The organism is Deinococcus soli (ex Cha et al. 2016), assembly GCF_001007995.1.
Taxonomy (GTDB): Bacteria; Deinococcota; Deinococci; order Deinococcales; family Deinococcaceae; genus Deinococcus; species Deinococcus soli.
In genome coordinates this window covers 1,435,019-1,448,686 of record NZ_CP011389.1, presented here as the reverse complement: position 1 = coordinate 1,448,686, position 13,668 = coordinate 1,435,019, and the positions used below count along the sequence as shown (strand labels likewise).

The window sequence follows — 13,668 nt, the reverse complement described above, 5'->3', positions numbered from 1 at the left end:
CGCATGACCAACCATGTCCTCTCCCGGCGCCTGTCGTACCTGCTGCGCCACGCTCCGCACGAGGCCGGGCTGACCCTCGCGCCCGGCGGCTGGGTCCCCCTCGCACCCCTGCTCTCGCACCTGAACGTCACTCGCGCGCAGGTCGAGGCCGTCGTCTCGGGAAGCGATAAGCAACGCTTCAGCCTGCGCGGCGACCACATCCGCGCCAACCAGGGCCATAGCGTGCCCGTGGATCTGCAACTCGAACCCGCCACGCCGCCCAACCTGCTGTACCACGGCACGCACGCCGGCGCCCTGCCCGCCATCCGCGCGGGGGGACTGCGGCCCATGAACCGCCACCACGTTCACCTCTCGCCCGACCCCGATACCGCCCGGCACGTCGGCGCGCGGCGCGGCCCACCCATCATCCTCACCATCCGGGCAGGGGAGATGCACGACGCCGGATACCTGTTCTTCGTCAGCGAGAATGGCGTGTGGCTGGTGGACCGTGTGCTACCCGCGTACGTCGACGGTGCATAAGACCCCGAAGTGCAGTCGGCTTGTTGCCGTGCTGGACGGCAGAAACTGGGCCGCACGGCAGGGATTGACATGGCCTGCATACCGGGGTATCCTTTCTACATCACCGCTGAAGAAGGCGGGTTTTTTGTTTTTGTGTTGTTCTATGTGGGGGATGGGCAAGAGGGTCTACTTGGGCGGCGTGTTTGATTCGGGCAGTGACGGGTCCGGCTTCGACGCCATCCTGCCGCCCCCGCAAGGCCCGCGCGCTTCGCGCACGACGGCTCGCGGTGGTCTGTGGTCGGTGCGTGGGCGGTGCGGGCCGCTGATCTGCTGTTTGTCCCGTGGCCTCGGCTGGAACTCGGGTCATCTCTGGGCGCCTGCCTTCCCGCTCCGGGCTACCCTGCCCTCATGGATCTTGCTGCTGCCCGCGCCGCCCTGCACTCCGCCTCCCGCGTTGCCGTGCTGACCGGCGCGGGCGTCAGTGCCGAGAGCGGGATTCCCACCTTCCGGGACGCGCAGACCGGACACTGGGCGCGTTTCAGACCCGAGGATCTCGCCAGTCCGCCCGCGTACCGCCGCGATCCCCAGATGGTCTGGGAGTGGTACGCGGGCCGCTACCGCGACGTGCTGGCCGCGCAACCCAACGGCGCGCACGACCTGCTGGCGCGACTGGAAGCGCAGAAGGGGCCGGGGTTCTTCCTCGCCACGCAGAACGTGGACGGGCTGCACCACCGCGCGGGCAGCGGCGCGCACGGCGGGCAGGTCGTGGAACTGCACGGCAACCTCCTCAGTGGCCGGGACGAGGTGACGGGGCAGACGTTCCCCCTTGCCGCGCCCGCTGAACTGGTCACGCCGCCCACCTCCCCGCTCGGGAACCGCATGCGGCCCAATGTCGTCTGGTTCGGCGAGTACCTGCCGGGGGATGCCCTGGAAGCCGCGCGGGACGCCTTCGCCGCCGCCGAGGTCGCGCTGGTGATCGGCACGAGCGGCGCCGTGTACCCCGCCGCCGGACTGGCCGCCGAGACCCTGCGGCGTGGCGGGATCGCCATCGAGATCAACCCCACCGACACCGAGATCTCGCACCAGATGACCTACGTGGTGCGGGACGTCGCGTCACAGGGCCTCGCCGCGCTACTCGAATGAAAGTCCACCCGCAGCGCAGCCACGTGAAAGGCCCGGCCAGCACCCCACCCGCCCCGGCACGCATCTGGGGCCTGCTCGCCAGCGAGGCCGACCGCGTGGTGCTGTTCCGGCGCGCCCCCACACGCTGGACGCGCGTGTACCTGTGGGACACCGCCACGGACACCCTGACGCCCGGATCGTGGTTCCAGGGGCGGCTGTACGAGTGGATGAGCGACCTCTCGCCCGACGGCGAGCACCTGCTGTACGCGGCGCGGAACGAATCCAAGCGGCAGCAGGCGCTGGCAATGGAACGCTACGGCGTCAGGATGTGGAGTTGGACGGCCCTGTCGAAACCGCCGCAGGTGCACGCCATCGGCCTGTGGAACGCCTCGGACGGCTGGAGCGGCGGCGGCGCGTTCCAGGACTCACGGACGATCCTGGTCAACCACACCGACCTGCCAAAACAGCAACTGATCCGCCCGCCGGGTTTTGAGATCCTGCAGCCTACGGGCACGTTGCGGGTGGATACCTTCCTCGTCGTATTGAAACGGACGGGTTGGCACGTCACTCATCAGCCGAGACGCTGGATCGGCATGGGTGAAGCGGACCCGTTCACCCTGCGGAAGAGGTCACTGGAACTGAATTTCATCTGTGATCAGCGGTATCACCGCTTCGTCCGGTACCGCTGGCTGGCGGACGGCCCAGCACCCGATCTGGAGGGCGCCACCTGGGCCGACCTCGACCGCCGGGGGCGGCTGCTGATCGCCCGCGCGGGACGCGTGTTCATCTGGCGCGGGGGGCAGGAGGCGGAACTGGCGGACCTGAACGCCGACCAGCCGCCCCGCCCGGCTCAGCCTGCGTAGGGATTCGGCCGTGTGGCTTCCTGCGCGAGCCATTGCGCCCAGGTGCGGCCCACGCCGCTCAGGTCCGGGCGGGTGAGGGGCGTGAAGCGCCGCGCGGCGGGGACGGGCAGGATGCGGGTGCGTGCGCCGGTCGCGTCGGCCCAGGTGCGGGCCAGTTCCGGCAGGGCGAGCACCTGTGGGCCGACGATGTCCGGCGCGCGGCCCTGCGGGGCTCCCAGCGCGACCTGCGCGATCTGTGTGGCGGCAGCGTGGACGTCCACGGGCTGGAGAGGGAGGCCCGGCAGGGGCAGCAGCGGCGCGCGGGTGAGGCGCGACAGCATGAACGCCACGAACTCGTGGAACTGCGCGGCGCGTACCACCGTGAACGGCACGCCGCCCGCTGCGACCAGCGCCTCGGCCTGGGTCTTGGCGCGGTAGTACGGGAACGCCCGCACCTGATCACAGCCCACGATGCTGACGTACACGACGTGTCGCACGCCCGCCTCCCGCGCCGCCGCGAGGAGCACGCCGGTCATCTCGACGTCCGTCTGGGGCCGCGACGGCTGGCTCGCCGCGTGAATGACGGTGTCCACGCCGCGCAGCGCGTCCGCGAGGCCCGCGCCGGAGTGCAGGTCACCCTGCCGGAAGGTTGGGCGGGGATCGGCGTGGCGTGACAGGACGCGCATGTCCGCGCGGCCCTCCAGGGCGGGCAGCAGGGCTCGGCCCAGTACGCCGGTCCCTCCAGTCAGGAGCATGGTCTTCATGGGGTGGCCTCCAGCAAGTCGGGAAGGGAGAGGGGGAAACTGCTGCCCTCAGCAGACGTCATAGCGCGTGGCGGATTGTCCCCCGCCGGGTGTCTGATTGCCCCCACAGTCGCCTAACCGCAGGGTGCTACGTTCAGGGTGGCCCGCTTCCGGGTGGGCCGACTTCCTTCGGGGTGGGGTGGAATTCCCTACCGGCGGTGATGGCGTGAGCCTCAGCCCGCGAAGCCCGCGCAAATTGCACCACGCGCAGGCCCGATCTGGTGGGAATCCAGAGCCGACGGTCAGAGTCCGGATGAGAGAAGGAGGAACGTTGCCTGCCCCCCAGCAGGCGGCGACAGACCATGTATGAAGTGAATGCTCCACCCGCAGGGGTGGCGGCGGCACTGCCCGTAGACGAGCGGTTTATGACGCTCGCGCTTGAGCAGGCTGCCAGAGGACTGGGCCGCACTGCGCCGAATCCCGCCGTGGGCTGCGTAGTCGTGCAGGAAGAAGTTGTGGTGGGGCGAGGCTTCCACCCCAGGGCCGGTGAGCCGCACGCGGAGGTGTTCGCCCTGCGGGACGCGGGCGAGCGGGCGCGCGGCGGGACAGCGTACGTGACGCTGGAACCGTGCAGTCACCACGGGCGGACGCCGCCCTGCGCGGACGCGCTGATCGCGGCGGGCGTGCGGCGCGTGGTCGTGGCGGCGCTGGACCCGAACCCGCTGGTGGCGGGACGTGGCGTGCAACGGCTCCGGGATGCCGGGATTGAGGTCACGGTGGGCGCGCTGGAAGCCCAGGCCGCGCGGCAGCAGGCGGGCTTCCGCAGTCTGATCATGCGGGGCCGCCCGTGGGTGGTGGCGAAGTACGCCATGACCCTGGACGGGAAGGTGGCGGCGCTGAACGAGAGCAACGGCGCCGTCAGCGGCTCGCAGGCCCGGGAGCGCACCATGCGCTGGCGCGACGAACTGGACGCCATCGCGGTCGGCAGCGGTACGCTGGGGCTGGATAATCCGGCCCTGACGACGCGCGGCGTGTCGGGTGGGCGTGATCCGCGCCCCGTGGTGTTTGACCGCCGCGCGGCGAGTGACCCGCAGGCCCGCGCGTGGCGCGACGGCGCCGTCCTCGTGACTGCCCCGGACGCCGACGCGGCCGCGCACGAGGGCGCCGGGATTACCGTGCAGCGTGCCGGATCGCTGCCGGACGCCCTGAGCGGACTGGCGGGCCTGGGCATCAGCAGCGTGCTGCTCGAAGGTGGCCCGACCCTCCTGAGCGCTTTCCTCGCGCAGGGCCTGGTGGACGAGGTGCGGGTCTTTCTCTCCCCGAAACTTCTGGGCGCGGGGCTGAGCCCCCTGACCGGCCCTACGCGCCCCATGCACGAGGCGCAGACGTTGCGGGACGTGACGGTCGAGACCCTCGGCCCGGACGTCCTGCTCACCGGCCTGCTGCAGGGCATCCCGCGCGTCTGAGCCTTCCTTCCCCGTGGAGGGGGGGCGAGTGTGCTCCTGCCTCCACCCGAGGTCAACACATGTTTACTGGAATCATCGAACAGGTCGGGCAGATCGCCCGCACCAGCGAGAACGAGGGGAACCTGACCGTCACCATCCAGCCCGCGCGCATGTGGGCCGACGTGGAACTGGGCGAGAGCATCGCCGTGAACGGCACCTGTCTGACCGTGACCACCTGGGACGCGGCGGGCTTCACCGTGGACCTCAGCCGCGAGACGCTGGCCAAGACCGCCCCGCACTGGCGCGAGGGCACGAAGGTGAATCTGGAACGTGCCATGACCGCCCAAGCGCGCTTCGGTGGGCACGTCGTGAGTGGGCACGTGGACGGTGTGGGCACGGTCCTGCGCGTGGACGCCCAGCCCGGCGCGTACACCATGACCGTGCGCGCCGCGCCGCACCTCGCCCGGTACCTCGTGCCGAAGGGCAGCGTCACCGTGGACGGCGTGAGCCTGACCGTCGTGGACGCGGGCGGTCCGGCGGGCAGCCGCGCGGACCTGCGCCCGGACGAGTTCACGCTGTGGCTCGTGCCGCACACGCTGGAGGTCACCACCCTGCACACCTGGGCCGAGGGCACGACCGTCAACCTGGAGGCCGACCAAATGGCGAAATACGTCGAGCGGCTGATCCTGATGCGCGACTGGACGCCCGAACAGGCGGAGCAGGAGGTGGGCGCATGACCCTGGCCTCCATCCCCGAGCTGCTGGCGGAACTGCGGGCCGGGCGCCCCGTGATCCTGGTGGACGACGAGAACCGCGAGAACGAGGGCGACCTGCTGATGCCCGCCGCCACGGCGACGCCCGAGTGGGTGAACTTCATGGCGCGCGAGGGCCGCGGCCTGATCTGCGTGACCCTCACGCCCGACCGCGCGCGGGTGCTGGACCTCACGCCCATGGTGGGCAGCAGCACGGACCCGAACGGCACGGCCTTCACCGTCAGCGTGGACCACGTCAGCAACAGCACCGGCATCAGCGCCTTCGACCGCGCCGCCACCATTGCCGCGCTGATGGACGACGCGGCCAGACCTACGGACTTCCGCCGCCCCGGGCACATCTTCCCGCTCGTCGCGCGCCCCGGCGGGGTGCTGCGCCGCGCCGGACACACCGAGGCCGGCTGCGACCTCGCCCGGCTGGCAGGCTTCCCACCCGTCGGCGTGATCTGCGAGATCATGGGGGACGACGGCGAGATGAGCCGCCTCCCGGACCTCCTCGCGTTCGGTGAGCGGCACGGTCTGAAGGTCGGCAGCATCGAGGCGCTCATCGCCTACCGCATGGAACACGACCCATTCATGCAACTGGTGGCGGAAGCCCGGCTGCCCACCGAGTACGGCGAGTTCCGCCTCGTCGGCTTCGAGGACACCCTCAGCGGCGCGGAACACGTTGCGCTCGTCATGGGCGACGTCACCCAGGGGCCCCTCCTCGTGCGCGTGCACAGCGAATGCCTCACCGGGGACGGCTTCCACAGCCTGCGCTGCGACTGCGGCCCGCAACGCGACGCGGCCATGCAGGCCATCGCTGCCGAGGGCCGCGGCGTCCTCGTGTACCTCCGCCAGGAAGGGCGCGGCATCGGCCTGCTGAACAAGATCCGCGCGTACCACCTCCAGGACGGCGGCGCCGACACCGTCGAGGCGAACCTGCAACTCGGTTTCCCCGCCGACGCCCGCGACTTCGGCATCGGCGCGCAGATGCTCCACCTCCTCGGCGCGCGGCAACTGCGCGTCCTGACCAACAACCCCCGCAAACTCCACAGCCTGGGCGGCTTCGGCCTGGAAGTCGTCGAACGCGTGCCCCTCCACGCCGGCCACAACGAACACAACACCGCGTACCTCAGCACCAAAGCCGCCAAACTCGGCCACATCGGCACCGACGGCAGCGGGGATTAAGCCAGCGAGACCCTGCCAACCCGGATGTCTTTCGGCCGTTCCCGCAGGAGACGCACAGCTATGTCCAGCATCTCATCTACCGTGTATTGCAGAGCTTCCTCGCTAACGAGGTGTTGCACGTCATCGAGAAAGAATCCCCTCTGAACGAAGTCACAAACTTCAAGAGAGCAACTCTTCTTCTCTAGAAGATGAAGGTAGGCCGGTTTAAACAGCTCGCTCTCTGCTGCGATGGGTGCCATGACGCCCTGCCGAATGGCGTAGAGAAAACCGACACCATGAGTCAACACCCACCGCTCTAAATCGACTGAAGATTGAAAGATCAGTTGAAGCTCCGCAGCTTCTGTCATCTCGCGCAATATCCCATAAGGAGAGTCACCATGAACCGAATTGAAGCCAACCTGCTCGCCACCGACCTGAAGTTCGCCGTTGTCAGCACCCGCTGGAATCACCTGATTGTGGACCGTCTGGTGGAGGGGGCAGAGCTGGCGTTCGTGCAGCACGGTGGGAAGACGGAGAATCTCGATCATTTCCTGGCGCCGGGCAGTTACGAGGTGCCGTTGATCGCGCGGAAGCTCGCGGAGAGCGGGAAGTATGACGCGGTGGTGTGCCTGGGGGCCGTCATCAAGGGCGACACCGACCACTACGATTTCGTGGCGGGCGGCGCGGCGAACGGCATCCTGAACACCAGCCTGCACACCGGGGTGCCGGTGGCGTTCGGTGTGCTGACGACGGACACGGTTGAGCAGGCCCTGAACCGCGCCGGGATCAAGGCCGGGAACAAGGGCGCCGAGGCGGTGCTGGCGATGATCGAGACCGTCAACCTGCTGCGGCAGATCGGGTAAAAGGGAGGCGGGGTGCGGGTGGGGCAGACTCCCGCGCGCGCCCTGTGCCCGTCAGGCCCAGCCGCTGTCCAGCAGTGCGCGGGTTTCCGCGACGGCTTCCTGCCAGATGAGCTGCATCTCGCGGTCCGGGCGGCGGTGCAGGCCGCCGTAGTTGCCGTCGCCCAGCACCTCGCGCACCCTCGCGGGGGGCAGCTGGCGCAGCGCGGCGACGTCCACCATGGGTTTGCGCTCCTCGGGGGCCGGGACGCCGTCCAGGCGGGTCCAGGGGAAGTTCTCCATCCAGCTGGCGTGACTGGCCAGGGGGTCCACGCGCTGCACGGCGGCCCAGGTACGGGGCGCGTTCCACCAGTTGTGCCACTGCACGCGCGTGTCCGGGTGCCGGGCCAGCCACTCGCCCAGCCAGCCCTGCCCGGGCGCATTCCCGCCGTGGCCGTTCACGATCAGGATGCGCCGGAAGCCCTGGGCGTGCAGGCCGCTCAGCAGGTCGTCCAGCAGATTCAGGTACGTGCTGACGCGCAGGCTGAGCGTGCCCGGGTACGCCGTGAACGTGGGCGTGATGCCGTACGGCAGGGCGGGGAACACCGGGACGCCGCTGCCGTCGGCAGCCTCACGCGCGACCCGTCCGGCCAGCAGCGTGTCCGTGGCGAGACTGAGCGTCGCGTGCTGCTCGGTGCAGCCCAGCGGGAGGACGCAGCGGTCCTCGCGGGTCAGCAGGTCCTCGACCATGCCCCAGTTCATGTCCTGAATGTGCATGGGTCACATTAGAGCATGGGGCTGTACGGCAAGGACGCACCTGCCAGGGTGGGCGGGTGCGTCCAACTGGGAAGGGCCTTGGCTTTACTGGGGCAGCAGGGTGCTGAGGTCCTTCAGGGCCACGGGCAGGTTCTTCTCGACCAGTTTGCCGTCGCGGACGTACTTCACGGCCACCTGATCGCCGGGCACGAGGTCCAGGTCGTTTCCGTCGGCGATGGAGCCGCTGGCGGTCAGGATGTTGTTGCCGTTGTACGCCACGTAGGCGTTCAGGCTGCCGCCCACGTTCTGGAAGAAGTTCTGCTTCCTCAGTTCGGCGTCGCTGATCACGATGTTCCTCACGTCCCGCAGGTACACGGCGCTGGCAATCTTGTGGCTGGGCAGGCTCAGGTCAGCCAGCAGGGTCGCGCCGCTGGGCGTGAAGGTCAGGGTGTCCGTGCAGCGGTTCGCGGTGGTGCCATCCAGGCTGAGGTCCACGTTCACGCTACCTGCGTTCTGCGTGGTGGTGTGCTGGGCACTGGCCTTGAGATTCAGGCCCTGCGCACCCCAGCTGTAGTCCAGGTTCATGCTCAGCGGCGCGTTCGTCTGACGGCCCGCCCAGGCGCTCAGCTTCAGCGCCTCGGGACCGAAGGTGTTCAGGCAGTTGCCGGGCGTCATGGTGAAGGTCGCCCCGGCGCGGGTGGTGCCCTTCTCGCTGATGGTGCCGCTGGCGTTCGTGGGCACCTCGGTCTGCACGGGGACCCAGGTGTTCTTCACGGAGTCGTAGCGCGTGCCGCTGTCGACCCAGACGGTCGGGGCACCATTCACGCGCCACTTCGCCTCGACGCGCAGGCCAGTGTCCTCGTTGACCATGACCGCGCCGTCGGTGGGTTGATCAGATCGTTCGAGGGTGCCGTCGGCCTTGAAGGTCACGGTCCCGGTGGGCAGGGGTTCACGGATTCCCGCGACGCTCTGGCTGCTCAGTTTGTTGCGGCCCGTCACGCGGTCGAGTAGTTGACGACCGATCTGCGCGGGGCGGTCCAGGCTGAGGTTCATGGGGCCGCTCTCCGGCATGAACAGGGCCATCAGGGTTTTCAGGTCGGGGTCCAGGTCCGGGTTGGCCGGGTTCGTCAGGGTGTTGAACTGCTTTGCGGCGGCGTAGGCCGTTTCGGGGGCCGTCTGCAGGTCGAGGCTCTTGCCCGTGACGGGTGCGGTGGGTGTGGTGGCGCCGGGATCCGTGGGCGTGGGCGTGGGCTTGCATGCAGCGAGGAGCAGGGTCGTGACGGTCAGCAGGGCTGTGGTGCGTTTCACACCGTTACCTTAAGGAACCTTCATTCATCTGTCGTCCTCATGTGACGTATACCCCCGGCGGGGCATCCGGGCGGGTCGGACATGGCCCGCGCGTGCCCGGGCGGCGCGGCGTAGCGTGGGGGCATGAGCGACACGCCCGCCGACACCACGCACCCCCAGGGGTGGACGTTTGAGACGACCGCCGTGCAGAGCAGCATTCCCCGGGGACTGGGGCAGACCATCGGCTTTCCCATCCACGCAGCGGCCGCGTTTCAGTTCGACACGCTGGAGGAGGCGCAGCTGGAATTCCAGCAGAACACCGGCCTGAGTTACGCCCGCCTCCAGAACCCGACCGTGCGGGCGCTGGAGGACCGCATCACCACCCTGGAGGGCGGCGCGGCCACTGTGGCGGTGGCGAGTGGGCAGGCGGCGACCCTCACCGCGATCCTCAGCGTGTGTCGCGCGGGGGATCACGTCGTGTCGGCCAGCAGCCTGTTCGGCGGGACGACCGGGATGCTGGGGAACATCCTGCCCCTGATGGGCATCACGGCGACGCTGGTGGACAACACCCCGGACGCCGTGCGGGCCGCCATGCAGCCGAACACGCGGCTGGTGTGGGCGGAGATGATCAGCAACCCCGCCGGGGACATCGCGGACATCCGTGCGTTCGCGAGCGTGGCCCACGAGCACGGGGCGCTGCTGGCGATCGACAACACCTGCGGCGGCGCTGGATTCCTGTGCCGCCCGCTCTCTCACGGCGCGGACATCGTCAGCCAGTCCCTGACGAAGTGGGCGGGCGGACACGGCAGCGTCCTGGGCGGCGCGGTCACCGTCGGGACCGGGCACGACCTGACCCGCAACCCCATCTACACGGACGGCGGAGAGCAGAGCATCCTCAGGGTGCGGGGTGACGCGGCCCTCGCGTGGCGGCAGCGCTGGTTCGGCGCGCACCAGCTGGGCATGACCCTCGCGCCGCACAGCGCGTTCCTGATCGCGCAGGGCCTGGAGACCCTCGCGCTGCGCCTGGAACGCGAGAGCGCCACCGCCCTCGCCCTGGCGCAGTGGCTTGAGGCGCACCCGAAGGTCGGGAAGGTCAGCTACCCCGGCCTGAGCAGCCACCCGCACCATCACCTCGCCCAGACGTACCTGCGCGGCGGGCAGGGCGCCGTCCTGACCTTCGAGGTGCCGGACCCCAGCGCGTTCCTGTCGCGCGTGCGCGTGCTGCGCATCGCCCCGAACCTCGGGGACGTCCGCACGCTCGTCGTGCACCCCTGGACGACCACGCACGGCCGCGTGTCCGAACCCGCCCGCCACGCCGCCGGGGTCACCCCCACCACCATCCGCATGAGCGTCGGCGTGGAAGCCCTGCGTGACCTCCAGGCGGACATCGAACAGGCGCTGTAAGGGGTTGATAGTGGAAGGTTGATGGTTGATAGAGGGGGTGACCCATCCAGCAACCATCAACTGTCAACCATTCACCCCTTACAGCCAGGCTTTCTTGCCGGTCATGTACTCGCGCTGGAAGTCGGCGTCGCTCTTGGTGAGGTAGATGACGCCCTCGATGAAGCCCAGCAGGCCCACCAGGAACGGCACGAGGAAGAACACGGCGCCGACGATGATGAACGACCCGATCACGCCCAGGACCCACCCGCCGATGGTCGCGGCGAGCATGATTACGCCGGGCTGGGTGTTGCCCAGGTAGAACTTGTGGACGCCCAGGCCGCCCAGGAAGATCGCCAGGAGGCCCGCGATGAGTTTCTTCTGGGCCACGTCGCCGCTCTGGACGCCCTGCGTGAACTGGGTGATGGCCTGCCGCGCCTGCCGTTCCAGATCGTCGAAGTTCCCGCTCTGACTGGGCGCGTGGTGCATCGGGGCGGGGCCCTGCGGGATGCTGGGGTTCTTCGCGCCGCCCGTGGCGCGCGCCACCCAGTCGTCGTCGGCCGGGGGGCGGGGCGGGGGCACGACCGTCGGGGCGACCGGGGCGGGCGGCACGTGGTGAGCGGGCTGCGGCTGGGGCTGCGGGGTGTGCGCGGCGCTGCTCCCGGCGGCCTGATCCACCCAGGACGGCGCTGGGGCCGGGCTGACCGGCGTGCTGCCGGGGGTGCTGGCGGTCGTGCTGGAGGTGCCCACGGCGGCGTCCACCCACGATGGGGTCGGCGCGGGCTCGGCCGGGCGGGGCGCCGGGGCGGCGGCGGGTGCGGTGCCCGCGACCTCGTCTACCCAGGAGGGCGCGGCGGCGCGCGGGGTGGCGTCCGGGATGCGCAGGTCGTCCGCCCCGGCAGGCTTCGGGCCGGGGCCTGGGCTGGCGCTGGAGCCGCCGAGGACCTCGTCCACCCAGGACGGCGCGTTGCTGGAGGCGTCGGGTTGTTTGTCGTCCGGGTTGGTCATGCCCCACAGTACGCGATTCCCACGCGGGCCGTTTCATCCGTCAAATGGTGGCGACGTGCCCGGACGCGACGATCACAGGGAGCGGCACAGTCAGCGGCCCCCTCTCGAACAGCGGGGCGAGGTCGGCGTGGTGTGCGGCCTCCAGCGCCGCCACCTCCTGCGGGGGCAGGGAGGCCAGCGGCACCCCCTCCAGCCCCGCGCGGATGTCCGCCCAGCGCGCCCCGACGTCCGTGAGGGTGTACGTCAGCGGATGCAGGGTTGCCCGCACGTCCGTCAGGCCCGCCGCGCGGAGCACGTCCGCCAGCGCCTCCGGGGTGGGGAGGCGACCCAGGGGCGGCGCGCCCGGCTTCAGGCCTGTCCCGGCCAGCCGAGCCCGCCACAGCCCCGGCAGTGGACCCAGCAGGCCCGTCCCGAACGACGACACGACCACCCGCCCGCCGGGGCGCACCACCCGCGCCCACTCGCGCACGCCGCCCGGCATGTCCGGCAGGAAGAACACACCCGCCGCGCACACCACCACATCGAACGCGTCGTCGGGGAAGGGCAGTGCCGCCGCGTCCCCTCGCATGAACTCCGCGCCCGGCACCCGCGCGCGCGCCTGCGCCAGCATGCCCGCCGACACGTCCACGCCCACCACCCGCCCGGCCCGGCCTGCCACGGCGGCGGCCACCGCGCCCGTGCCGGTCATCACGTCCAGCACCGCCTCGCCCGGCTGCACGCCCGCCACCTCGGCCACGAAGCGGGCCGCCTGGGCCAAAAAGCCCACCCCGTCGTACCGGTCCGCCACCGCGTCGAACAGCCGCTCGTTCGCCCGTACCCGTTCCTCGCTCATTCGTCCCCCAGGACCGTCCGCACCTGCGCCACTCGCTCCGGGACCGACCCGCGCAGCAGGGTGAACGGCACGCCCCGCGCCTCCAGATCCTGCCGGATGAACGCCTGCTGCACCGCCCGCACCTCCGTGTTCGCCCGCCAGCCGTCCTGCTCGTGCGGGAGGTCCGTGTCGCACAGGAAGGCGTGCGCGTACCGCGAGCGGCACTCGTCGGCCAGCGCCCGCAGCTCCGGCAGCGCCCCGCCGGTCAGGAGGTGCGACCACATCAATGTTGTGGCGGCGTCCGTGTCGCTGAACACCCAGCGGTGCACGTCGGGCGAGGTGATCGCCTCGTCCTCCAGCGCCCGGTGCCCCCGCGCGATCTCCAGGAAGTGCGCTTCTGTCAGCGCGCCGCTTTCCCGCTCGTACACGTCCCGGCCGTACTCGCGCACCCACGCCGTCCCGAAGGCCTCTGCCAGCACGCGCGTCAGGGTGCTCTTGCCGGTGCTCTCCGCGCCCAGAATCACCACCCGCCGCACGAAGTGCGCGTACACCAGCGGCTCCAGAAAGCCCCGCAGGCCATGCACGTCCGCGCGCAGCGCCGACCCGCTGACCGGCACCGCTGCCCGCGCCCGGTCCACGCACACGTGCGCCGCGCCCAGTGAGGCCGCGAACGCCTCGCCGTACGCCTCGGACGTGAAGACCGCGTCGGGCCGCACCCCCCAGCCGTCCAGCACGCCCCGCACGTACGCGCGGTGGGTGGCGTCCGGCTCGCTATTCAGCGGTGGATTCGGCGCGTCCGGCAGCAGCTCCAGCCCCGGGAAGAGCCGCGCCGGGTACAGCGAACGGACCCAGCCCCGCCGCAGCGGGCTGGGCATGTCCGGAAAGTCCGGGCGGGAGTACACCCACACGCTCAGCCGCTCGCAGCGGGCCAGCGCCTCGTCCAGCAGGTGCATGTGCCCCCGGTGGAGCGGCGCGAACTTCCCCACCACCAGCCCGTGCCGGTAGCGCCGACCCGTCAC

Annotated in this window: 15 protein-coding genes and 1 riboswitch; of the genes, 8 read left to right on the top strand and 7 right to left on the bottom strand. The window is 70.5% G+C overall.

Annotated elements, in window-relative coordinates; translation table 11 throughout:
• Positions 1-3 precede the first annotated feature (3 nt).
• The 3 genes from SY84_RS07190 to SY84_RS15855 all read left to right on the top strand — a co-directional run bounded on the left by SY84_RS07190 (position 4) and on the right by SY84_RS15855 (position 2,483).
• A complete protein-coding gene (locus SY84_RS07190) occupies positions 4-519 on the top strand; it encodes an RNA 2'-phosphotransferase (protein ID WP_046843448.1) in 516 nt (171 codons plus the stop codon).
• Between the two features lie 387 nt (positions 520-906).
• Entirely contained in the window at positions 907-1,641 is a 735-nt protein-coding gene (locus tag SY84_RS07185) for a Sir2 family NAD-dependent protein deacetylase (protein ID WP_046843447.1), read from the top strand.
• Positions 1,638-2,483: a hypothetical protein gene (locus SY84_RS15855; protein ID WP_052751073.1), complete on the top strand. Its 846-nt coding sequence runs from the start codon at positions 1,638-1,640 to the stop codon at positions 2,481-2,483. Before SY84_RS07185 ends, SY84_RS15855 begins: the two co-directional genes overlap by 4 nt.
• Here the strand turns inward: SY84_RS15855 and SY84_RS07175 are convergent.
• The gene (locus SY84_RS07175) at positions 2,471-3,226 is read right to left on the bottom strand and encodes an SDR family oxidoreductase (protein WP_046843446.1); all 756 of its coding nucleotides are present in this window, start codon (positions 3,224-3,226) and stop codon (positions 2,471-2,473) included. The two genes, SY84_RS15855 and SY84_RS07175, sit on opposite strands and share 13 nt — an antisense overlap.
• Before the next feature lie 160 nt (positions 3,227-3,386).
• Positions 3,387-3,534, top strand: a riboswitch (FMN riboswitch).
• A gap of 96 nt (positions 3,535-3,630) precedes the next feature.
• On the opposite strand from SY84_RS07175, the gene ribD reads away from it, so the two are divergent.
• Genes ribD through SY84_RS07160 form a run of 3 tightly spaced genes read left to right on the top strand, consistent with a single transcriptional unit; the run spans position 3,631 to position 6,589 of the window.
• Positions 3,631-4,671, top strand: coding sequence for a bifunctional diaminohydroxyphosphoribosylaminopyrimidine deaminase/5-amino-6-(5-phosphoribosylamino)uracil reductase RibD (ribD, locus tag SY84_RS07170; protein WP_046843445.1), 1,041 nt, complete (start codon positions 3,631-3,633; stop codon positions 4,669-4,671).
• A gap of 59 nt (positions 4,672-4,730) precedes the next feature.
• Positions 4,731-5,387, top strand: coding sequence for a riboflavin synthase (locus tag SY84_RS07165; protein WP_046843444.1), 657 nt, complete (start codon positions 4,731-4,733; stop codon positions 5,385-5,387).
• Entirely contained in the window at positions 5,384-6,589 is a 1,206-nt protein-coding gene (locus SY84_RS07160; RefSeq protein WP_046843443.1) for a bifunctional 3,4-dihydroxy-2-butanone-4-phosphate synthase/GTP cyclohydrolase II, read from the top strand. Before SY84_RS07165 ends, SY84_RS07160 begins: the two co-directional genes overlap by 4 nt.
• On the opposite strand, the gene SY84_RS07155 is transcribed toward SY84_RS07160, so the two are convergent.
• Entirely contained in the window at positions 6,586-6,936 is a 351-nt protein-coding gene (locus SY84_RS07155; RefSeq protein WP_046843442.1) for a DUF3969 family protein, read from the bottom strand. The genes SY84_RS07160 and SY84_RS07155 overlap by 4 nt on opposite strands.
• A gap of 30 nt (positions 6,937-6,966) precedes the next feature.
• Between SY84_RS07155 and ribH the strand changes: the two genes are divergently transcribed.
• Positions 6,967-7,431: a 6,7-dimethyl-8-ribityllumazine synthase gene (gene ribH, locus SY84_RS07150; protein WP_046843441.1), complete on the top strand. Its 465-nt coding sequence runs from the start codon at positions 6,967-6,969 to the stop codon at positions 7,429-7,431.
• Between the two features lie 51 nt (positions 7,432-7,482).
• On the opposite strand, the gene SY84_RS07145 is transcribed toward ribH, so the two are convergent.
• Complete coding sequence (locus SY84_RS07145) at positions 7,483-8,184, bottom strand: creatininase family protein (protein WP_046843440.1); 702 nt, start codon at positions 8,182-8,184, stop codon at positions 7,483-7,485.
• An 84-nt stretch (positions 8,185-8,268) separates the two neighbouring features.
• Complete coding sequence (locus SY84_RS07140; protein ID WP_046843439.1) at positions 8,269-9,471, bottom strand: hypothetical protein; 1,203 nt, start codon at positions 9,469-9,471, stop codon at positions 8,269-8,271.
• 123 nt (positions 9,472-9,594) lie between these two features.
• Between SY84_RS07140 and SY84_RS07135 the strand changes: the two genes are divergently transcribed.
• Positions 9,595-10,854, top strand: a complete 1,260-nt coding sequence (locus SY84_RS07135; protein ID WP_046843438.1) for an aminotransferase class V-fold PLP-dependent enzyme — start codon at positions 9,595-9,597, stop codon at positions 10,852-10,854.
• 78 nt (positions 10,855-10,932) lie between these two features.
• Here the strand turns inward: SY84_RS07135 and SY84_RS17020 are convergent, their stop codons facing one another.
• The 3 genes from SY84_RS17020 to SY84_RS07120 are packed head-to-tail and all read right to left on the bottom strand — an operon-like array spanning position 10,933 to position 13,668.
• Positions 10,933-11,838, bottom strand: a complete 906-nt coding sequence (locus SY84_RS17020) for a TM2 domain-containing protein (protein ID WP_052751072.1) — start codon at positions 11,836-11,838, stop codon at positions 10,933-10,935.
• Positions 11,839-11,878: 40 nt separating this feature from the next.
• Positions 11,879-12,670, bottom strand: coding sequence for a class I SAM-dependent methyltransferase (locus SY84_RS07125; protein WP_046843437.1), 792 nt, complete (start codon positions 12,668-12,670; stop codon positions 11,879-11,881).
• The gene (locus tag SY84_RS07120) at positions 12,667-13,668 is read right to left on the bottom strand and encodes an AAA family ATPase (protein WP_046843436.1); all 1,002 of its coding nucleotides are present in this window, start codon (positions 13,666-13,668) and stop codon (positions 12,667-12,669) included. Before SY84_RS07120 ends, SY84_RS07125 begins: the two co-directional genes overlap by 4 nt.

Excerpts from the sequence above, each read along its gene's own strand:
- SY84_RS07190 (WP_046843448.1), top strand. The coding sequence starts at position 4 with ATGACCAACCATGTCCTCTCCCGGCGCCTGTCGTACCTGCTGCGCCAC.
- SY84_RS07185 (WP_046843447.1), top strand. The coding sequence starts at position 907 with ATGGATCTTGCTGCTGCCCGCGCCGCCCTGCACTCCGCCTCCCGCGTT.
- SY84_RS15855 (WP_052751073.1), top strand. The coding sequence starts at position 1,638 with ATGAAAGTCCACCCGCAGCGCAGCCACGTGAAAGGCCCGGCCAGCACC.
- SY84_RS07175 (WP_046843446.1), bottom strand. The coding sequence starts at position 3,226 with ATGAAGACCATGCTCCTGACTGGAGGGACCGGCGTACTGGGCCGAGCC.
- ribD (WP_046843445.1), top strand. The coding sequence starts at position 3,631 with ATGACGCTCGCGCTTGAGCAGGCTGCCAGAGGACTGGGCCGCACTGCG.
- SY84_RS07165 (WP_046843444.1), top strand. The coding sequence starts at position 4,731 with ATGTTTACTGGAATCATCGAACAGGTCGGGCAGATCGCCCGCACCAGC.
- SY84_RS07160 (WP_046843443.1), top strand. The coding sequence starts at position 5,384 with ATGACCCTGGCCTCCATCCCCGAGCTGCTGGCGGAACTGCGGGCCGGG.
- SY84_RS07155 (WP_046843442.1), bottom strand. The coding sequence starts at position 6,936 with ATGACAGAAGCTGCGGAGCTTCAACTGATCTTTCAATCTTCAGTCGAT.
- ribH (WP_046843441.1), top strand. The coding sequence starts at position 6,967 with ATGAACCGAATTGAAGCCAACCTGCTCGCCACCGACCTGAAGTTCGCC.
- SY84_RS07145 (WP_046843440.1), bottom strand. The coding sequence starts at position 8,184 with ATGCACATTCAGGACATGAACTGGGGCATGGTCGAGGACCTGCTGACC.
- SY84_RS07135 (WP_046843438.1), top strand. The coding sequence starts at position 9,595 with ATGAGCGACACGCCCGCCGACACCACGCACCCCCAGGGGTGGACGTTT.
- SY84_RS17020 (WP_052751072.1), bottom strand. The coding sequence starts at position 11,838 with ATGACCAACCCGGACGACAAACAACCCGACGCCTCCAGCAACGCGCCG.
- SY84_RS07125 (WP_046843437.1), bottom strand. The coding sequence starts at position 12,670 with ATGAGCGAGGAACGGGTACGGGCGAACGAGCGGCTGTTCGACGCGGTG.